14 protein-coding genes are annotated in these 20,348 nt (G+C 49.9%); 11 read left to right on the top strand and 3 right to left on the bottom strand.

Annotated elements, in window-relative coordinates:
• Positions 1-61 precede the first annotated feature (61 nt).
• Positions 62-1,546 (top strand): DHA2 family efflux MFS transporter permease subunit, encoded by a 1,485-nt coding sequence (locus AC50Y3_RS19735; protein WP_494820436.1) that lies wholly within the window; start codon positions 62-64, stop codon positions 1,544-1,546.
• Positions 1,547-1,627: 81 nt separating this feature from the next.
• Here the strand turns inward: AC50Y3_RS19735 and AC50Y3_RS19730 are convergent, their stop codons facing one another.
• Positions 1,628-2,266, bottom strand: coding sequence for a phosphatase PAP2 family protein (locus tag AC50Y3_RS19730; RefSeq protein WP_494820435.1), 639 nt, complete (start codon positions 2,264-2,266; stop codon positions 1,628-1,630).
• Between the two features lie 126 nt (positions 2,267-2,392).
• On the opposite strand from AC50Y3_RS19730, the gene AC50Y3_RS19725 reads away from it, so the two are divergent.
• From AC50Y3_RS19725 to AC50Y3_RS19715, 3 genes are all read left to right on the top strand, one after another.
• On the top strand, positions 2,393-3,076 hold the full coding sequence (locus tag AC50Y3_RS19725) for a response regulator transcription factor (RefSeq protein ID WP_494820434.1): 684 nt from the start codon (positions 2,393-2,395) through the stop codon (positions 3,074-3,076).
• On the top strand, positions 3,069-4,481 hold the full coding sequence (locus tag AC50Y3_RS19720) for a sensor histidine kinase (protein WP_494820433.1): 1,413 nt from the start codon (positions 3,069-3,071) through the stop codon (positions 4,479-4,481). Before AC50Y3_RS19725 ends, AC50Y3_RS19720 begins: the two co-directional genes overlap by 8 nt.
• A 74-nt stretch (positions 4,482-4,555) precedes the next feature.
• Positions 4,556-7,645, top strand: a complete 3,090-nt coding sequence (locus tag AC50Y3_RS19715) for an efflux RND transporter permease subunit (RefSeq protein WP_494820432.1) — start codon at positions 4,556-4,558, stop codon at positions 7,643-7,645.
• 874 nt (positions 7,646-8,519) lie between these two features.
• On the opposite strand, the gene AC50Y3_RS19710 is transcribed toward AC50Y3_RS19715, so the two are convergent.
• Together AC50Y3_RS19710 and AC50Y3_RS19705 are read right to left on the bottom strand one after the other, a co-directional pair.
• Positions 8,520-9,770: an MFS transporter gene (locus AC50Y3_RS19710; RefSeq protein WP_494820431.1), complete on the bottom strand. Its 1,251-nt coding sequence runs from the start codon at positions 9,768-9,770 to the stop codon at positions 8,520-8,522.
• A 132-nt stretch (positions 9,771-9,902) separates the two neighbouring features.
• The gene (locus AC50Y3_RS19705; RefSeq protein WP_494820430.1) at positions 9,903-10,772 is read right to left on the bottom strand and encodes a helix-turn-helix transcriptional regulator; all 870 of its coding nucleotides are present in this window, start codon (positions 10,770-10,772) and stop codon (positions 9,903-9,905) included.
• A 147-nt stretch (positions 10,773-10,919) separates the two neighbouring features.
• Between AC50Y3_RS19705 and AC50Y3_RS19700 the strand changes: the two genes are divergently transcribed.
• From AC50Y3_RS19700 to AC50Y3_RS19670, 7 genes are all read left to right on the top strand, one after another.
• Entirely contained in the window at positions 10,920-11,750 is an 831-nt protein-coding gene (locus tag AC50Y3_RS19700; protein WP_494820429.1) for a phytanoyl-CoA dioxygenase family protein, read from the top strand.
• Between the two features lie 154 nt (positions 11,751-11,904).
• Complete coding sequence (locus AC50Y3_RS19695; RefSeq protein ID WP_494820428.1) at positions 11,905-13,437, top strand: MDR family MFS transporter; 1,533 nt, start codon at positions 11,905-11,907, stop codon at positions 13,435-13,437.
• Positions 13,434-13,901 carry a GNAT family N-acetyltransferase gene (locus AC50Y3_RS19690; protein WP_494820427.1) on the top strand — a complete coding sequence of 156 codons (468 nt, stop codon included), beginning with the start codon at positions 13,434-13,436 and terminating at the stop codon, positions 13,899-13,901. The genes AC50Y3_RS19695 and AC50Y3_RS19690 overlap by 4 nt, the downstream gene beginning before the upstream one ends.
• A 69-nt stretch (positions 13,902-13,970) precedes the next feature.
• Positions 13,971-14,963 carry a DMT family transporter gene (locus AC50Y3_RS19685; RefSeq protein WP_494820426.1) on the top strand — a complete coding sequence of 331 codons (993 nt, stop codon included), beginning with the start codon at positions 13,971-13,973 and terminating at the stop codon, positions 14,961-14,963.
• Positions 14,964-15,229: 266 nt separating this feature from the next.
• Complete coding sequence (locus tag AC50Y3_RS19680) at positions 15,230-16,993, top strand: sensor histidine kinase (protein ID WP_494820425.1); 1,764 nt, start codon at positions 15,230-15,232, stop codon at positions 16,991-16,993.
• The gene (locus AC50Y3_RS19675; protein WP_494820424.1) at positions 16,986-18,371 is read left to right on the top strand and encodes a response regulator; all 1,386 of its coding nucleotides are present in this window, start codon (positions 16,986-16,988) and stop codon (positions 18,369-18,371) included. Before AC50Y3_RS19680 ends, AC50Y3_RS19675 begins: the two co-directional genes overlap by 8 nt.
• Before the next feature lie 176 nt (positions 18,372-18,547).
• Positions 18,548-20,260 (top strand): extracellular solute-binding protein, encoded by a 1,713-nt coding sequence (locus AC50Y3_RS19670; protein WP_494820423.1) that lies wholly within the window; start codon positions 18,548-18,550, stop codon positions 20,258-20,260.
• The last annotated feature ends 88 nt before the right edge of the window (positions 20,261-20,348 follow it).

Raw genomic sequence — 20,348 nt, 5'->3', positions numbered from 1 at the left:
TCAATAAAAACGGTCGGTCACAGTATAGATAATAAGGATTTTATGGAGAGAAGGTAGAGAGATGTCATCACCAACTGCAACAACGTCATCATCCGAAGAGTTTTCAATCAAGACCATCATCGCACCGCTAATGGCTGTAATCGTCGGAATGATCATGGTTATTCTGGACAGCACCGTCGTCAACGTAGCGCTGGCGAAATTCCAGACCGAATTTGACGCTACGATTAACACGGTTCAGTGGACATTCACAGGCTATACGCTCGCCCTGTCAGCTGTTATTCCCCTCGCCGGCTGGATGACCGATAAATTCGGCTCTAAACGCATATTCTTGATTACCATTGCGTTATTTACGATTGGTTCCGTGCTTTGCGGAGCTGCGCAAACCGTTGAACAGCTTATCGCGTTCCGCGTCATTCAAGGGCTCGGCGGCGGTATGGTTATGCCGATCGGCATGGCGATCATTTTCCGTCTCGCACCGCAGGAGAAACGCGGCGCGGTTATGGGGATGCTTGGGATCCCGATGCTGCTTGCGCCTGCGCTTGGACCGATTCTGTCCGGCTGGTTGATCGAAGCGGTCTCATGGCACTGGATTTTCTTGATTAACCTGCCAATCGGTATTGTCGGCATGATAGTTGGGATTAAGTATCTACCGAATTTCGCGCAAAACAAAGCGCCTGCACTGGACATCATTGGGATGATTCTAGCGCCAATCGCGTTTGCCTCGCTTGCTTACGGCGTAAGTGAAGGGGGCCGCACAAGCTGGTCAGCAGACAATACGTTAACCGGTTTGATCGTCGGTGGCGTTGCCTTGCTCCTGTTCATCATCGTGGAACTTCGTCACAAGCAACCGCTTCTCGAATTGCGCGTATTCCGTTCCTCGGACTTTACACGCGGCACACTGCTTGTATGGATCGTTCAAATCGCACTGTTCGGCGCCATGATTCTAATGCCGGTATTCCTGCAAAATATTCGTCATTATTCACCGCTCGAAACAGGCGTTATTATGCTTCCGCAAGCGATCGGTTCGATGCTCTTTATGCCGATCGGCGGACGTTTGTTTGATAAAATCGGCGCTCGTCCGCTTGCGCTGATCGGTCTTTCCCTTGTTTCCGGAGCGTTGTTCCTTCTTCATAACATCAACGCCGAGACGCAGCTAATCATGATCATTATCCCGCTATTCATGATCGGATCGGGCATGGGCTTATCGATGATGTCACTGAACACGCATGTGCTCAACTCCGCACCGCGTCATCTCGTTTCCCGTGTTACTCCGCTCACGACGGCAGCGCAACAAGTCGTCACATCGTTCGCGGTTGCGGGTCTGACGGGCTATATGACAACACGCGCCGCCGATCATATCGCTAATCTAGGTGCGAACGGCAATCCGATCGATGCAGCAGTTAACGCCTACAGCGATACGTTTATGCTATCGTTTGGTCTGGCGCTCTTCGGGGTTGTGTTCAGCCTTATTCTCCGCAAACCGAAGCCGCAGAAAGAAATTGCTGGTGCTGAACAGGTTGATCCTGCTATGATGATGGGTCACTAAACTTGCGACGATTAGCATGCGATAATGAAAAAGCTGCACCCCTGCGTCATTGGACGATGGGGTGCAGCTTTTTGCTCTATATTACATATTTGCGCGTTGCGTCATTGGTTTCGGCTTGCGAACCGCAGCGGAGCGTTCGATTAGAGTTACCAGTCGGTAAACGACATCGGCGAGAATAATGCCGGCGAAAGCATCGAAGATGACATGCTGTTTGATAAAGAAGGTCGAGAGAATAATAATCGAAGACATGCCGTAAATCAATGTCTGGTTGATGCGGTTACGGAAGCGGCTGGTGTATAGAGCTTTCATCACCATATAACTGGAGAAGCAGTGAATGCTCGGGAAGCAATTGAACGGCTCATCTCGCCCATATACATAACCCAGCAGGCGGGTAAACGGATCGTTCCCGACCAACGCAGGCCGCGGTACGGTCGTTTGGAAGACCATATAGATCCCATAGCAGATCAGTGCGCAAACCACATAGGTAATGAGCGATCGTCTGTATACGGCAGGGTCCTTAATGAAGAAATACACCAAACACAAATAAATATAAAAAATCCATACGGAATAGGGCAGCACGAAAAATTTGACGAGCGGAATCGCTCGGTCCAGATCAGTCACCAAGCTGTAGACTTGGGCGCCCGGTCGATTCGTTAAAGCGTACAGCCAGCCCATAATCGGAAAGATAAGCATGCTGATTAACGGTAAAAAACGTTTCATTGGATCCTCCCCTGAAAAAAAGCATGAAGGCACTCTAGCAACTCTTCTAGCAATCTTGTAATAATAAGATATTGTGATTGCGGATGCAAGCACCAAAAGCATACAAAAACGTGAGGCGGTACATTTATGGTTAAAATTGCTCTAGTCGATGATGATGTACATATCCGGGAGTTGGTCAGACTTTATTTAAGCGACGAAGGTTTTGATATACTGGAATTCGCCAATGGCGAAGAAGCGTGGCTCTATGTCAAGGAAAACGCCGTCGACATGGTCATTATGGACATTATGATGCCGCGTATGGATGGCTACGAATTGTGTAGGAAGCTGCGCGAATTAGGCGATATGCCTATTCTCATGATAACAGCCAAGGGAGAATCCGAGGAGAAAATTAAAGGGTTCCAGTTAGGCACTGACGATTATTTGACGAAACCTTTTGATCCAATGGAGCTTGTGGTCCGGGTTAAAGCGCTGCTCAAGCGTTACCGCATTACTTCTTCTCAGATGGTGGCGATCGGCAGTATCGTGATGGATCGGATCGGCTACCAGGTTATATATAAAGACACGGACACGGCTGTCACCATTCCGCTTAAAGAATTTGAGCTGCTGTACAAATTGGCGAGCCATCCGGGTCAATTGTTTACGCGGGCAACGTTGATTGAGCAGATATGGGGCTTCGAATATGAGGGTGACGAGCGGACGGTGGATGTGCATATCAAACGTTTAAGGGAGCGTTTTGCAGAATATGAAACTGCGTTCCGAATTGTGACACTTCGCGGACTCGGCTACAGGCTAGAGGTGCTGCATGATTAAGTCGCTGTATGTCCGGACGGTTATGATATTTATTGCCGTGGTCATTCTCAGCCTGACGTTCGCCTTCTTTCTTGCAACCTGGCTGTACAGCAATAACATTAAATCCTTGGCCGAGGATCAAATCATTGCTAACGGCAAACGCGTTATCGAGATGATTCAGAAGTCGCCGGAGGCCGGGGTTACTGCTAATTTGGAAAATTTGAAAAGCAATATCATGCTGCCCGGCTTCAGAGTCAAAGTCATTGATCAGCATGGCGCAACGGTTAAATACAGCAGTGAGGTTGGCATAAGCGAGAAGATGCCGATAACACCTGACCAGTACAAGCCCGTTATTAATGGCGGTATCTACAGAGGTCTGGTGAAGGAGTATCAAGGCGATCGCCATGGACCGGATCATTTTGTCGTGGGACTTCCGTTTGAGTTTGGCAACAAGCCGTATGCGCTGTTTATTTCGCCGGAAGTCGGCGACCTGCTCAATGTGTTTCGCAGCGTGCTGTTAACCGTACTCTGCGGCGTCCTTGTAGTAGGCAGCTTGCTTATTCTGCTGGCCTCGCGATTCATCGTAAAACCGGTACAGCGATTGACAAGAGCGACCAAACGGATGGCACAAGGCGATTTCGGCATCAAGCTCCAAACGAAACGGAAGGATGAAATCGGCGTTCTGACTGCCAGCTTCAATGAGATGGCGAAGTCGCTCCGGATGCTGGATCAGATGCGGTCCGATTTTGTAAACAATGTAGCGCATGAATTTCAGTCGCCGCTTACGTCCATCACCGGATTCTCGAAAGCACTGCGTACGAAACCGATGGATGAGGGCGGTCGTCAGCATTACTTGACCATTATCGAAGAGGAGAGCCAGCGCCTCGCAAGGCTGAGCGCGAATTTGCTGAAGCTATCCGTCCTTCAGCAGGATCAGGGTCCGGTACATCCCACCTATTATCGACTGGACGAGCAAATCCGCCGCATTATCATTGCCAGCGAACCGCAGTGGAGCGTTCGTGGGATTGAATTCGAGCTGGAGCTTGAAGATTTGACCATCCACGGGGACGAGGATAGTTTGGATCAGGTGTGGCATAATTTGATTAGCAACAGCATCAAGTTTTCACAGCATGATGGCTGCATTGGGATCACGCTGCAACAAGTCGGCGAGATGGCTGTAATTACGGTACGAGACCACGGAAAAGGAATACCGCCGGAGGAGCAGCAGCATATTTTCACTCCATTTTACAAAGTGGATAAATCAAGGGATTATGCTGTGAAAGGAAATGGACTGGGACTTTCCATTGTGAAACGAATTGTCGATCTGCATCATGGCGAAATTACGGTCACGAGCGTTCCGGGCGTAGAAACGGTATTTATGGTGCGGCTTCCGCTGTATGCTGAGGATCAGGCTCGTAATTTGTAACGTCCAGTACATATTCAGTTCAAACTTCTCCTGTATACTGACCTCTAGATAGAGAAAGAGGAGAGATAACATTCATGAGTTGGTTAAGTCGATTCAGTCTAAAGAACAGTGTAGCAGTCGTTATTCTCTGCTTGATGGTGCTGGGGTTTGGCTTCTTCTCCGCGACCCAGATCAAGCAGCAAACCTTCCCGGACGTGGAATTCCCGGCCGTATTCGTACAAGTCGTCTACCCCGGCGCTTCTACGGAAGAAATCGAGTCCGAGGTTACGAAACCGGTCGAAGAAAGCTTGCAGGGGCTTAAAGGCTATGATGCCTTAACGAGCACCACTTCCGAGAATTCCGCAAGCGTCATTCTGCAGTATCCGTTCGGAACGAACATGGACGATAAAGTAAAGGATATTGAGGCGGCAGTTGCTAAGCTTCAAACACCCGAGAAAGCCAAAGTAACGATACAGCGCCTGAATATTAACGCGGCGCCGATCTATGAAGCAGCCATCTTCTCCTCGAAGGATACAGATCCGGCTGCTTTGCAGAAAGTGCTTGAAGAGCAAGTGGTGCCGAAGCTGAAGAAGGTTACCGGCGTAAGCGCAGTTGAGTTGAAAGGTGTCGTATCCCAAGAGCTTCGCATCGAAGTCGATAAAGATAAAGCCGCGCAGCACGGCATTTCGCTTAATACGATCCAAACGGCGATCCAGCAGTTGGACTATGCGCTTCCGCTTGGTTCGGTAAGTCAAGACAGCGCATCGATTCCGATTCGCCTTGTGGGCAAACTAACGCAGCTTCAACAAATTAATGATCTTGAACTGAGTCCTGGAGCGGGTCTTGGCGGCGGTGCTGCCGGAGCGCCCGGAGCAGGTGGACAAGCAGCTGCTGCGAAGGTTAAGCTGTCGGATGTTGCTAAGATCACTACAGTCTCAACCCAGAATGAAATTACTCGTTTCGACGGCCAAGCCAGCTTCGTCGTACAAATCGTGAAGACGCAGGATGCCAATACAGCAGAAGTATCCGATGATGTGAAAGATGTGCTGGAAACCTATAAGACGAAAGCCAACCTTGATATTCACCTGATCCAAGACCAAGGCGCTGAAATCAAGAAGTCGGTTTCCTCGCTAATTCGCGAAGGACTGTTCGGTGCGCTGTTTTGTGTCATCATTATATTCCTGTTTTTACGCAATATACGGGCAACCCTGATTTCGATCATCTCGCTGCCGATTTCGATCTTCGCAACGATTGCTTTGATGAACGAAATGGGCTATACCCTCAACATTATGACGCTCGGCGGTATCGCGGTATCGATCGGCCGGATTGTGGATGACAGTATCGTCGTCATTGAGAACATTTACAGATGGCGTCAAGAGAAAGGCCGCGACATGAATGGCAAGGAGCTTGCCTACAAAGCGACCAAGGAAGTTATCGGCGCTGTCGGTTCCTCCACAATTGCAACAGTAGTCGTGTTCTTGCCGCTCGCTTTTGTCACAGGGATCATCGGCGAGTTCTTCCGTCCATTCGCCATATCGGTTGTTATCTCGATCGTCAGCTCCTTGCTGGTGGCGATGATGCTGATTCCGGTACTGGGCGCGAAATTCTTCAACCACATCAAGCCGCATAAAGAAGGCGGCAAGTTCATGGACTTCTACGAGAAACTGATTCGCGGCGCGCTCAAACGCAAAGTCTGGGTATTAGTCCTTTCCATTGTGATTTTGATTGGTTCGTTCGGTACAATTCCGTTGCTTGGCGTAGCGTTCTTGCCAGCCGGTTCCGTACCTTCGATCGGTATCGAATTGAAATTGCCGACGCAAAGCACGATTGAACAAACGAATGAGGCAGCCGAGAAAGTAGAAGGCTACCTGAAGGATCTGAAAGGCGTCGATAATTACCAAGCTTCCATTGGCGGAGCGGATAATCCGTTCATCCAAATCGGCTCCACTGCGAATAGAGCTGCATTCACCGTTCAATTCGCAGAAGGTACGTCGATGGACACTATGATCGATGATGTCGGCAAGGACTTGAAAGCGATGCTGGCTAAAGAAGTACCGGACGCTACGGTTAATGTCAAAGAAGGCGAGCAGAACGGCCCGCCGACAGGTACCAGCGTGGAAGTAAGCTTGTATTCCGAAGATATGGCGGCACTCACGACAGCTTCGCAGCAAATTGAGAAGCTCATGACCGCTAATACAGATATGAAGGATATTTCGAACAACCTGAAGGACACGACGCCAAAATGGGTCATCTCGCTTAACCAAACAGCGAAGGATTTGAACGTGTCCGCGTTCCAAATCATGGGTGCCGTAAACGAGCAGCTGCGTCCGACAGATGTAGGCAGTTACGTGCTGGATAGCAAGAACTGGGATATTACGATGTCCTATGCACAGCAAATTACATCCAAGGCACAGCTCGAAGCGATTACGATTCCGACAATAGGCGGCATGAAGCAGCTGAAGGATCTCGTTGAGCTGAACGAATCGATCGCTCCGATTGCGATCAACCATGAAGATGGCAAAATGTCGGCGAAAGTAACGGGTAACGTAAAGGATGCCAACAAGACGGCAGCTGTAACGAAAACAATTACGGACGATATCGACAGCCTGTCCCTGCCAAGCAATGTGGAAATGAAAATCGGCGGTGGCCAGGATATGATTAACAGCGGCTTCCAAAGTATCGGTATTGCAATGGCAGCAGCAATTGGACTTGTGTTCTTGGTCATGAGCATGACCTTCGGCGGCTTGCTTACGCCGCTTATCATTCTCTCTTCGTTGCTCTTCGTACCGGTTGGTTCCTTGGGCGCGCTACTGATCACCGGCCAATCGTTATCGATGAGCTCGATGATCGGGATGCTGATGCTCGTAGGTATCGTAGTAACGAACGCAGTCGTATTGCTCGACCGCGTAGAGAAGAACCGCAAGGATGGCATTCCGCTTCGCGAAGCGCTGGTCGAAGCTTCTAAGACAAGGCTGAGACCGATTCTGATGACGGCTTGTGCAACGATCCTGGCGCTTGTGCCGCTAGCTCTTTCGGAATCGACAACAAGCCTGATCTCAGGCGGACTTGCGATTACCGTAATCGGCGGTTTGACCACGTCGACGCTGCTTACACTGATTGTAGTGCCGGTCATTTATGAATTGACAGGCAAGCGTCGCAAGATTGAGAAGGAACTGGATCTATAAGGTTTGGTGACGGAGCAGGTTTTATTACTGCTCCGTTTTTTTGTGTTTTTGTGGTTGGTGTGGGGAGGGAGGTGGGATGCGAGAAGCGGGAGGTGTGGCAACGATATCTGCGATGACTTGGAGTAATTCAGCGTGCGGAATGCTCTAACGAACTGTACAGGTCTTATAAGCCCGAAAACAGCTTCGGATAAATTCTAACGAACCGTGGAGGTCTTATTTGAAGGTTTTTGCGTGTTTGGGAGACGATTTACCCAAGATAAGACCCGTACGGTTCATTAGAATCTCAGAGCTCGATAATTCGGGTAAATAAGACCCCTACGGTTCGTTAGAATTCGGGGGCCGGTAGCTGAAAGTCTCCAAATGGAACTCTCAGCGTCCAAACTAACCCCCAATCCCCCGATCCGGCAGCTGAAAGTCTCCAAATGGAACTCTCAGCGTCCGAACTAACCAATCCCCCGATCCGGCAGCTGAAAGTCTCCAAATGGAACTCTCAGCACGAAAACCAAGCTCAATTATAACTTAGAGTGCGGAAACGGAACTCTCAGCACGAAAACCAAGCACAATTATTACTGAGAATACGGAAATGGAACTTTCAGCTGGAAACTAACTCGGTTAAATGAGGTCCTACGGTTCGTTAGGTTTTTCGAAGGGGAAACGGTAAGTGGATAGTGCGTGTAATACGTGATGGAGTTGGTTTACTTTGTGTTCTTCTGTTGTTTGTGCGAGGGGGGCAGATGGTTAGTTAAGGTGACAAGAGCGGCTATTCTATGGTCGTTATCGGAGTGGAGGGTGCTGCGTGGATTAAGGGCAGCGATTTCAGAAATAATTAAAAGAAGCTGAGCGCACGGATAGCCGTGTTCTCAGCTTCTAACTTTTAATGATTTACTGTAGCTGGTTTTTGCTGCATTCCAGTCGCTGCTTGTTTCTTCATCCATCGCTGATTGACCAGCGAATGAATAATGAAGAATAGCGCGGATGCCGTCGCTGTAATAACAGCCAGCCAAGCTACCGGCGTCAATTGGCCGATATCGTACAGATGGCCCATCATGTATGGCCCAAGGACACGCCCCGCAGAGCCGATTCCACCGGCAAGTCCGAGGTAGAATGGAGCTTGTTTGCCGCCGTTCTCACTGAGGAATGCGGGAATTGCAGGCGCGATCAGCATCTCGCCGAAGGTGGTAAGCACCATGCCGAAGACCATGCCCGGAAAGCTGTGAAACATAAGAATGGCAGCATATCCGGATAAATAGAACAGCGCGCTTGCCGTGAGCTGAGCCGTAATCGTCTGGGCTGCCAGGCGTTTGATCAGGCTGATCAGCGGCTGTGCGACGAAGATGAGCACGCCATTCAGCGTCCACAGATAGCCGAACATTTGCTTCGGAAGTCCTTCGCTGATGATAAACGGCGAGACGCCGGTATTCCAAATGCTGTTGCCCAGATTGAGCAGCATGGCGCCAACCGCCATGAACAAGTAGACTCGAACATCGAGGAGCAGCGCCCAGGCACTTTCATTTTGTGGGGATAGCCGTTTCAGCTTCACCGCACCTGTATCGCTGCCCGTGCCAACTTGCTTCAAGTAGAACAGGAAGAAGATGGCGAATACGGCCGACGTTACGCCATTCATCGAGAAGCTGAGCGAATAGGAGATATCGGCAAGGAAGCCGCTCAGTGCTGTTCCGATCGCGACTCCGATATTGTTGGCGACGTAGACGATGTTGAACAGCTCACCGCGTTGATCCGCGAAGCGGAAGCCAATGAACGCTTGAATGGCCGGCATCGACAGCGCGTTGAACAGTCCGATCAGACCCATCATCGCGATAAAAACAGGCCAATTATGGCTGAGAACTGGCAGCAGCAGCAACCCGGTCGCGTTGAGTGCGAGTGCGCCGATGATCAGCTTCTTCACGCCAACTTTGTGATAAAGTGCACCGCCAAGCAGCTGTCCGGCGATACCGCCGATCGATTGGATAAGAATGACGAATCCGGCATCGGTCATGCTGCGTCCGAGTTCATCGAAGACAAACATCGTCACAAGCGGCCACATGAGCGCGCTTCCGATGGCATTGATCAAACTGGCTGCGAGAAAAACTTTGATTTCCTTCGGGTATTGATTAAGTATGCGCATAGAAGTGTTCTCCTGTTTTTCCCTTGTTGAAATAAACGCAGTAAGCTTTCATTATACTTGATTACGACTGATCGAGGGAGTGTCCGGAATTTTCCACATGCAGATCACGAGACGAGACTCCCTCTTTCCATATTAGGATGACGAGCGCCAGCTAGAAGGCGACACCCCGATATATTTCTTAAACACCGTCGCAAAATGCTGGCTGGTCTTATAACCAAGGTCGAGCGCGACCGCCGTCACGTTGGCGCCGGGCTGCCGAAGCAGCTCGCAGGCTCGGTTGATTCGAATCCGGTCGATATAATTAGCCGGCGATTGGCCGTGCAAATTGTGAAACAGCCGATAGAAGTGCGATTCGCTGACGCCTGCGAGCGCGGCGAGCTCCTTGTTGCTCCAGCGACGCTCCGGCGCAGCCTCGATTTGGGCGGTAAGCGCGAGCATTGTTTCCTTCAGATCGAGCGGGAGCTGACGGGCTGCAGCGGGCGGGTAGAGCAGATGCAGCAAGATATCAACCAGATGATGTCGCACGCGAAACGCTGCGCTTTCTTCTTCCATCAGCAGACTGCGGAGCTTGTAGAACTGCTCGCGTACGCGGCTGTCTACCGAAACAATGCGAGGAAGCTGCAGCAAGGCTTCATGAATTTGCAGGCGGTCTTGATCGCGTAACGACAGCCAATCCGGGTAGTCCGAGGGGTCGCGTAAGATGAACCACCAGATGCTGCAGGGTTCAATGAAATTCAGCCTTGCCCGATGCCATTCACCTGGGCGGGTATGGAAGACCTGTCCCGTAAAGGAAGGATAATACTCACCATCGACTTCCCAGGTCACGCGTCCATTCTCGACATACACAAATTCGTAGCAGCCGTCATGCTGATGGTCCGATAATGGAGATGCCTCTTGGAAACGGTCATGACCCAGCATCACGAGCTCAGGAAATTCCGGGGTACGATGAGCAGCATGAATGTTGACCTCCCAACGAACCGCATCGTTTCTGCCTTTAGCCATATGGAATTGCAGCTCCGTTCGTGTCTAATTATCTCTTATGTTTCTAATCCTATTTGATAGGTTTTCGGAAGTCAACGACATTAGCCATGCTCTACAATGAAACCAGTTACACATATATTGATGAGAGTGAAAGAGGTGTCTTATGTAATGGGAGTTATTGATTACAACATTACCGAAGAGGATAAGAAACGCTTTAATACCGATGGCTACTGGATCAGTCCAAAACTGATCGATGATGATACAATTGCACGGCTGCGTGATGCACATGAACGAGTATGGAGCAGAAAATATGACGGCCATGGCATGCCAATGCACCACTTCCACATGCAGGAGAATCCGTTCGCACTGCGTAAATTCGACAATGGCTGGTGGATTAATGATGAGGTCCGCTCCGTCGTAACCGACCGTAATTTAGGTAAAATGGCTGCCGAGCTTCTCGATGAGGAATCCATCCGATTGTGGCATGACCAGGTTATTTACAAACCGGGCACATCCGGTCAGGAAACGTCTGCAGGCAATGTAGGGTGGCATCAAGACTACGGTTACTGGCGCTGCAGCAGTACGGCCAATATGTGTACCGTTTGGATCGCTTTGCAAGATACGGATATGACGAACGGCGGGATGATGACGATTCTCGGTTCGCACAAGTGGGGAGCGGTAGAAGGCAGCGATACGTTCTTCGATCAAGACATGGGTAAGTTGAAGGCTAAGTTTGCAACGCGGGATTGGGTTGAGGAGCCGTGTATTCTGAAGGCTGGGCAGGCTAGCTTCCATCATGCGCTCACCTTCCATGGCTCAAGTACTAACTACAGCTCGGATCCAAGGCTATCTATCGTTGCGCATTTGATGCCAGGCAATACGTACTTCCGTGAGCACAGTCAGCGTCACCCTAATCTGATTCACCTAAGTGCGCGCCCGGTTCCCGGAATGAAATTCGACAACGAAGAATTTTTCCCGACGCTATATTCGAAGTCATAAAGCGGTAACCTAGAGAATGACCGGAACATCCTTCGCAGGGAGGAGGAGGCCGGTCATTCTTTGTTGTATAATGAACGGGTGTCTTTTGTTAATATTCCGTTCACACAGATGGTTTACGATGAACAAAGACATTAAGAAAAGGGGGCTTAACGGTTTGAAGCAGAAAGAAAGCAATAAAACATTAATTTTGATCGGGTTGATGATCGGGGTCATCTTCGCAGAGCTTGACGAAACGGTTGTTTCGACGGCGATGCCCACGATTATCCGCGATCTGGGCGGTTTAGCGCTGTATGGCTGGGTTGGCGGCGTTTATATGCTCGCCATGACTTCTTTTATGGCTGTACTCGGCAAGCTGGCCGATTTGTACGGACGCAAGAAGATTTACATTCTAAGTATGGGCTTGTTTATTGGAGGCTCCATTATTAGCGGTCTGGCACCTTCTATGGAGGTGCTGCTCATTGGACGGGGGATCCAAGGGATCGGTGCAGGGGGACTCATGCCGCTTGCGATGGTCATCTTCGGCGATACGTTCCCGGTTGAACAAAGGGCCAAGATTCAAGGGATTTTCGGTGCTGTCATGTTTATCCCACAGCTGCTCGGACCGCTTGTCGGCGGATATTTTGCCCAGCATATCTCATGGCACTGGATCTTCCTCGTTAATATTCCGGTTGGCATATTAGCTGCAATTATCTTATCGCTTGGACTCCATGAGACGAAGGTGGAGCGCAAAGTAAGTGTCGACTGGTTCGGTGCCATACTCCTTGTAGCCGCGTTAGTCAGTCTGCTGCTCACACCTGTGCTGCATCAGACAGAGGGCTATGCTTGGACAGAACCTGTAATGCTTAGTCTCATGGCAGTTGGATTGCTATTGCTCGCTTTGTTCGTCTTTGTGGAATCCAAGGTGAAAGAGCCAATCTTGCCGCTTCATCTCTTCAAAAACCGCAATTTCGTTGTACTGTCATCGCTCGTATTCGTCTTCATTCTTGCCGTAATGGGCGCACTTTCTTCGTTCCCATTCTTCGCGCAAAATGTGCTCGGACTGACGCCTACAGCAGCGGGCTACCTGACACTTCCACTCATGGTGGGCGCGATCGCAGCAAGTGTGGTAGCAGGTCGGATGATGACCAAGTTTCCATACCGCAACATCTATGGCATTTCGTTTATTCTTCCTGTTATCGGCTTCTATCTGTTGTCGACCACACATGTTGATACGCCGATTTATATTTTCGTCATTTACTTCATCATTCTAGGACTTGGTTTCGGTACTTTGTTCGGCAATCAGCTGATCGTTCAGGAATCGGTTGAGAAAGAGAACAGCGGTATCGCACTATCATCGATCACGCTCTTCCAATCCATCGGGATGACAATCGGTTTCAGCTTGTTCGGCTCCGTTCTTGCAGCTAATGTGACGTCCGGCCTGAAAGGCTTATCTGGTTCCATGACGGCAGATCAAGCGGCGAAGCTGGGCGACATCTCGACAGGCGCGATTCCCAAAGATATCGATCCTACACTGCTCGATCAAATCAAAATCGTCTTTGCTGACGCATTTACCCACCTTTACTGGATCTCATTCGTGCTTGCTATCGTATCTTTCCTGATCTGCTGGTTCTTGAAGAAGGAAGTGCTTGTAACGAAGAAGGATGACGAAGCGGGAGCACAAGAAAGCGTGATGGAAGCGACGGTATGATCAAGCGGCTTGATCTGACGGATCCATCGGTTGCCCGGCAGCTGCTAGATGTTCAGCTGTCCTCGTACCGAATCGAGGCCGAGCTTATCGGCTTCGATGGTATTCCGGGGCTTCATGACACGGTAGAGAAGCTTGGGAAATGCCAAGAAATTTTCTTCGGTTGTTACCTCGATGGCGAATTGGCCGGAGCGATTTCCTACAAATTAGGGGAGGATGACAGCGTTGTCGATATTCATCGGCTCGTTGTCCATCCGAATTATTTTCGCAGAGGAATCGGTGAAAGGCTGGTACGGTTTGTCCTGGAATCCCATAGGGATCAGGTAAACTCGTTCCTTGTAGCAACGGGGGCCGCGAACACCCCAGCGAAGCGACTGTACACGAAGCTCGGCTTCGAGGAAGCTCGAGACGTGGAAGCCGCGCCGGGATTATTCATCACAGAGTTCACCAGAAGAGGAGATTGCTGAGCGGTTACAGCCGGCAATCTCCTCTTTGCTTTTGACATTGGCAGGGGAGGAAAGGATGACTTACAATAAGTGGGACAATTGGCGACGGGAGAGATGAAGCGGTTGAAACCTTCTATGGCAGCACACGCTCCTCTTGTAAAACAAGGCGTGAGCGCATACTTTCTACTCGGTGTTATCGCATTTCTGTGGGGACTGAATTATGCTGTCGTTCGGGTAGGCTTGGAGTCGCTCGATCCGATGCTTTTCTTAGTGCTGCGCTTCGGCGTGTCCGCATTACTGATGTTCGGCCTGCTCAGATGGAAAGAAGGCAGCATAGGCATTAACCCAGGCGATCTGTGGAAATTCATTGTCCTCGGACTGATTGGCACAACGATGCTGGAGAGCTTCGTCGTTGTTTCCATCGATTATACGACGCTGGCGAATTCGTCTATCCTTAGCATCGCACCTTGGCCGATCTTCGCGGCGATCTTTGCACCGCTTTTTACGAAGGAGCGAATTAGACGATCGCTGCTCGGTTACGGATTTGTATCGATGCTGGGCGTCATACTGGTCATCTTGGCCGGAGGCAGCTTCTCTCTTGATTCAGATTTGCTGCTGGGCAATTTGCTCGCTTTCGCCGTTAGTATCTGCGGTGGTTTCTACTCGGCTGCTTGCATTCCAATCCTCAAGAAATATTCGGCGCTGCGGATGACCACTTGGATGTTCAGCTTCGGCACACTGTTTATGCTCCCTTTTACAACTGAGGCTTGGGGAGCAACCGATTGGACAGGCATGGGCTGGTCCACGATTGGGGCACTTGCATGCAATATTTTCGTCATCACGATCCTCTGCTTCCTGCTGTGGAACAAAGCGATGCCTCAGATCGGCGCTGCGACGGCAAGCTTCTATCGATATTTGACGCCGCTTGCGGCAGCCTTGTCCGGCGTGTTATTTTTCAAGGAGCACGTTTATCCCGGCCAACTCGTTGGCGCATGTCTGATGTTTATGGGACTGATCGGCATCAGCCTGCCGGCGACCGGAAAGAGAAACGTGAAGCAGAAAGCCGGAAGCAGCCTAAACTAGACCATACGCAGAGGAACACGAGAATAAACGATACATTCCCTGCAAATACTTTTATTACCGAAAATGCCGGAGTTGTTCTATGCATGAACTAGATGTAAAATAGTTGAAGCATCAGGAGCCCCTTCAAGCAGCCATGGCAGAGCAGATCAACCGTAAGCTCATCCTCACCTCCTTGTTCGTAAAGCTGATGCTTTGCGTGCATGGAGGTTTTCTTATTTTCATATGCCGCTGCAACTTTACCGCATAGAAGCAAGAAGGAGGATGTTATGGCATTTCGAAGCTCGAAAGGCAAGCTTGATCTACTGCCTTATACATTGAAGCACCGGCTGTTCGCCATGCTGGCGCTGTCCGTTATTATTCCGCTCACCTTAATTGGACTGATCTCATTCTTTGGCATCTACAACGTGCTTCAGAACAAGGTGGAGAAGGGGGTCGAGAAAAGTCTGGAGCAAGAGCGCAAGGGGATTGAGTCCATCTTAAGCAACTTGGATTACTCCTCGCGCCAGCTCGCCTTCGAAGGGAAGGTCGGCAAAGACCTTAAGAGCTACCTGACTACACCTGATCCCCTTGATCGCAAAGATTTGGCGGAAGAAATCGAGAATTACATTTCCTTGATCAATTACACCAATCCGCTGCTTGGTTTAACGACTTATTATTTGCCCGATACCAAGGAATTCCTGTTCGAAAATTTGTATATCAACCCGAAGCTCGACATTAACGACTTCGCGAAAATCAATCAGAATACGAGCAATTATACGATTCACGGCCCGCATCGCACGCTGTATACGAATAGCCGCAATTCCGTCTTCTCGATCATGCGGCAAACGGAAACCAGCTCCGGCGAGAAGAACACGGTGCCGATCTATGTCTATATCGAAACGAACGTTTCCGCGATCACGAGTCTGTTCAACAATGACCCGTACGGGATGCCGGTCCGGCACTTGATGCTAGACGCGAAAGGCCGCATTATCTATAACAGCCAAGAGGACACCGAGTTCCCGATTGGTGCCGATATCACTTCGCTTAAAGATCGGCTCGGGGATAAGTTCGTTTTCTTCGAGACCTCAAGCAATTATGGGATCAAAGTTGCCGTCGTGATCGACCGCGACGATTACCATAAAGAGATGAACGCTTGGCTGAAGCGCTTCGCGGCCGTTGGTGTTCTCTCGCTTGTCATCGGTTTAGTCATCGGCTGGATCATCTGGAGCATGATCTATGGTCCGCTGCAGCGGATTCGCAAACAGTTCAAGATGCTGGGCGAGAATCGCTTCAACGAACCGCCGGTATCGCTGCATATGAAGGAATTTGACGAGCTGCTGTATCACTTCTACGAAATGCGTCAGCGCATTCGGGGACTGATGTCAGAGATTGAACAGAAGGAATCACGGAAAAGACAGCTTGAAGTGGAGAAGCTCATGTATCAGATGAATCCTCATTTTATCCATAACACGCTTAACACGGCTCAGTGGCTTGCTCGGATTAACGGTCAGGATGAGATCGTCCGGCTGCTCATGATCTTTACACGCGTGCTTAATTACAATCTGGGCAAGGAAGGCAAGATCGTCACTGTCGGCGATGAAATCCAGACGGTCAAAGACTACATGGAGCTGCAGCAAATCCGATACAATCATCAATTCAATGTGGAGATTGAACTCGAGGAAGGGACAAGCACGGTTGAAATGCCTCGGTTTATCCTGCAGCCGCTTGTCGAGAATGCCCTCTATCATGGGTTCAAGCAGAAGGATGGCACTATTATCGTTCGTGTCAGCAGGGTAGATGAAGAGCATCTGTTCATCAGCGTGAAGGACAATGGGGAAGGGATGTCGCAGGAGGTCATCGAGACGCTGTTTCATTCCAGTGACCCTAACCGCCGTAAAGTCGGGCTTGGGATTGGGCTTAATTTCGTAAACAATATTGTGAAGATGTATTACGGTGATCCGTATGGACTCGAGGTAACAAGCACGATCGGAGTCGGTACGGAGATGCGGCTGCGGCTGCCGATCACAGTGAAGGAGGTGTGGGATGATTAGGACATTGATCGTAGATGATGAGCATTTGGTGCGCAAAGGACTGGTCTTTACCGTTCCGTGGAAGGAATGCGGCTTTGAAATTGTTGCGGAGGCGGACAATGGGGAGAGTGCGCTCGACATTATAGATCGAGTGCCGATCGACCTGCTGTTGACGGATTTGACGATGCCGGTCATGGACGGATTCGAATTGATGCGCATTGTGAAGGAGCGTCACCCGGCGGTACGGACCGTCGTGCTGACCTGCCATCAGGATTTTCATTTCTTGCAGGATGCCATGCGCTTAGGCGCTATCGATTATGTCGTGAAGACCGATATCGCCGACAATGTACTGGAAGAAATGCTGCTGCGCATATCGGAGCGAATTGTTGCGGAGCAAGCACAAGGAGGACTGGCTGAAGCAGCCGGTCAAGCCAAGCAGCTTGAATCACGGCAGTCTCTCGTCGTAATCGTACCGGAGCATGGCGCGTCACAAGTTCGTCCGGCAGGATTGGAAGGCGCAGTCCACATTCAAGATTCGATCTGGATGGTTCCCGGCAAAACAAGCTCCGAAATCGATGAGCTGCTTTCTCGAATGGAATGTGAGGGAGAAGCGGACAAGCTTTGTTACGCGCGCGTAACGAACTGGCCGGATAAGCCGAGAACCTCGGATTGGCTTCCTATGCTGAAGGAACGCATGTTTTACGAGTCCTATGCAAACGATGAATATACCGTTTCCCTTTCCGAGCTCACAGGAGAGAAGCCAAGTACAATGGTTGTGCCTTCTGATATTAAACAAGCTTGGCGCAATCAGCGATGGTTGTTCGATAAGAAGGAATTCGAGGAATTGATGCAGTCTATCCGCGACAACAAGCCTTCCTATAGCAGTGTCATAGCGATGTTCGAGGAGCTCGCAGCGGCTTGGGACTTGCTGGCCATTAACAATCGACTGTGGCCGAATTGGCGAACGGCTACTGCGGCTTTTACCACGCTTGCCGAATGGCAGCGCTGGTTCGAGCAGGCTTCAAGCAGCATTTCGGGGTATGCGAGAAGCCGTGGATTCTCGAATGATGTCTTTATCGCGATCATGCGAGCACTTGAGATGCTGCATACCGATTCCGGTGAAAGCGCCAATCGGACAGAACTATCTGCCAAAGTGAATCTCAGCCAGAGCTATTTCAGTACGATTTTCAAAGAGATCATCGGCAAGTCGTTTCATGAAGCGGTTAAGGAAGCGCGGCTGGAGAAAGCCAAGCACATGCTGGTTCAGCATGCAGATATGCCGATCTATTGGATCGCGGAGAAAACGGGTTTCCAAGACGAGAAGTACTTCAGTAAGATATTCAGGCTGCAAACCGGCATGGTGCCATCGGAGTTCAGAGAACGTCAATTAAGGCGGTAAGGTAGAAAAAAAACGAATGCAGGTGAGAAAAAAGTCGTCTGGCGTCGACAATGATGCCCGATGGGCAGACGTTCTTCTCCCGTGCATAAGTCCCGATTCTCTCACGATTCGGCTTGATGCGGCGGTATGATGGTCATGTACCAAATAACATTAAACAGCCGAAAGAAGGGGTAGCATTGAAAAAGGCAGCATTGTTGTCGGCAGTAGCATTAATGCTTGTTGTAACCGCTTGCGGAGATAAAACAAACGAGACCGCAAACTCGAACAACTCGAATAACACACAAGCAGACGCGCCGGCAAACACGCCGGTAGAGAAAGCGGATCCGTTTGGTAAATACGCAGAAACCGTTGAGTTCACGACAATCGTGAACAACAACCCTGAGGCAGCAAAGAAGTTCCCTGAAGGCGAATCCTTCGAAAACAATAAATACAAGTCCTACCTGGAAACATCGCTTAACGTAAAATCCACGCCGCTTTGGGAAGCGAATGGATCGGCATACTCCAATAAATTCAACCTGATGATCGCAAGTAACGATCTGCCTGACATTTTCGTAGTAGAGAACATCGACAAGACGCCAGCTAAAACGTTGCTGAAGCGTATGTACGATGCAGGCATGCTTGAAGACCTGACAACGGTTTATGACCAATACGCAAGCGACGCGGTTAAAGAAGTTAATGCGTCGGTTGACAACAAAGCGCTGGAGAACGCATCGTTCGATGGCAAGCTGTACGGCCTGCCAAGCGTTAACGATATGAATAACGCACAGATGGTTTGGATTCGCCAAGATTGGCTGGACAAGCTGAAATTAAAAGCTCCTACAACAACGGATGAGCTGATGGCAGTTGCCAAAGCGTTCAAAGAACAAGATCCGGACGGCAACGGTAAAGCCGATACACTTGGTCTTGCTGTACAAGGCGCTCAATTGTTCAACAACGATCCGTTTACGTTGACAGGTTTCGTATGGGCAGAGAACGCGTTCCCGAACATGTGGGTCAAAGACGCTTCCGGTAAGCTCGTGTACGGTTCGACAACGCCTGAAATGAAAACAGCGCTTGGCAAACTGGCGCAAATGTACAAAGACGGCTCGATCGACAGCGAATTCGCGCTTCGTGACGGTAACAAGACAGCGGAATTCCTGGTTAGCGACCGCGCTGGTATGATGATGGGCATGTGGTGGAACCCGTACTGGCCAATCGGCGGTGCCATCGACAACAACCCTAAAGGCGAGTGGAAAGCTTATCCGATCCTAACAGGCGACCATGTTAACGTAGGGAACGAGTTCTACTCCAACTCCTTCATGGTTGTTAAGAAAGGCTTTGCACACCCAGAGCTTGCCGTGAAAATCATGAACACGATGAAAGCAAACTCGACGAAGAAAATTCCTGAATTGCTTGAGCTTGAAACAACTGGCATTTACAAAGCAAGCGATTCGACTAGAAACCAATGGGGTCTGAACGCGCAAATTTCCCCTGCATTCCCGGATACAACAGCTCGTACGGTTAAGAAATTCGATGAGATTTTCGCCGGTACAGCACAAGCGGATATTCTGGATATCGCGGAGAAACCGATCTTCGATCAAGTGAAATCCGAGAAGGACAATCCGAAGAAAGATCTGAACAACTACAAGACGTTCCTGGCTTGGATGGAAGGTAACGGCGTAGTATCGCATAACAAGCTTAACAACGTATTCAACGAATTCACCGGCACAACGCCAACCATGGAGCAAAGCAACACGACGCTTACGGACCTGCAAACGAAAGTATTCCTCGAAATCATCATGGGCAAGAAAGATATTTCGGAATTCGACAACTTCGTAACGCAGTGGAACAAGCTTGGCGGCGAGAAGATCACGGAAGAAGTAAACGCAGAATATACAAAAACGCATTAAGGTTAGTTCAAGCGGATGGAGAAGGAAAGGCGTTAATCCTCACGGTTAACGCCTTTCGTTTCCTAAGCATGATGGGAGGATTATAGAG

This window comes from Paenibacillus sp. J22R98, assembly GCF_059383835.1.
This window is presented reverse-complemented; position numbering and strand designations above follow the sequence as displayed.

Excerpts from the sequence above, each read along its gene's own strand:
- AC50Y3_RS19735 (WP_494820436.1), top strand. The coding sequence starts at position 62 with ATGTCATCACCAACTGCAACAACGTCATCATCCGAAGAGTTTTCAATC.
- AC50Y3_RS19730 (WP_494820435.1), bottom strand. The coding sequence starts at position 2,266 with ATGAAACGTTTTTTACCGTTAATCAGCATGCTTATCTTTCCGATTATG.
- AC50Y3_RS19725 (WP_494820434.1), top strand. The coding sequence starts at position 2,393 with ATGGTTAAAATTGCTCTAGTCGATGATGATGTACATATCCGGGAGTTG.
- AC50Y3_RS19720 (WP_494820433.1), top strand. The coding sequence starts at position 3,069 with ATGATTAAGTCGCTGTATGTCCGGACGGTTATGATATTTATTGCCGTG.
- AC50Y3_RS19715 (WP_494820432.1), top strand. The coding sequence starts at position 4,556 with ATGAGTTGGTTAAGTCGATTCAGTCTAAAGAACAGTGTAGCAGTCGTT.
- AC50Y3_RS19710 (WP_494820431.1), bottom strand. The coding sequence starts at position 9,770 with ATGCGCATACTTAATCAATACCCGAAGGAAATCAAAGTTTTTCTCGCA.
- AC50Y3_RS19705 (WP_494820430.1), bottom strand. The coding sequence starts at position 10,772 with ATGGCTAAAGGCAGAAACGATGCGGTTCGTTGGGAGGTCAACATTCAT.
- AC50Y3_RS19700 (WP_494820429.1), top strand. The coding sequence starts at position 10,920 with ATGGGAGTTATTGATTACAACATTACCGAAGAGGATAAGAAACGCTTT.
- AC50Y3_RS19690 (WP_494820427.1), top strand. The coding sequence starts at position 13,434 with ATGATCAAGCGGCTTGATCTGACGGATCCATCGGTTGCCCGGCAGCTG.
- AC50Y3_RS19680 (WP_494820425.1), top strand. The coding sequence starts at position 15,230 with ATGGCATTTCGAAGCTCGAAAGGCAAGCTTGATCTACTGCCTTATACA.
- AC50Y3_RS19675 (WP_494820424.1), top strand. The coding sequence starts at position 16,986 with ATGATTAGGACATTGATCGTAGATGATGAGCATTTGGTGCGCAAAGGA.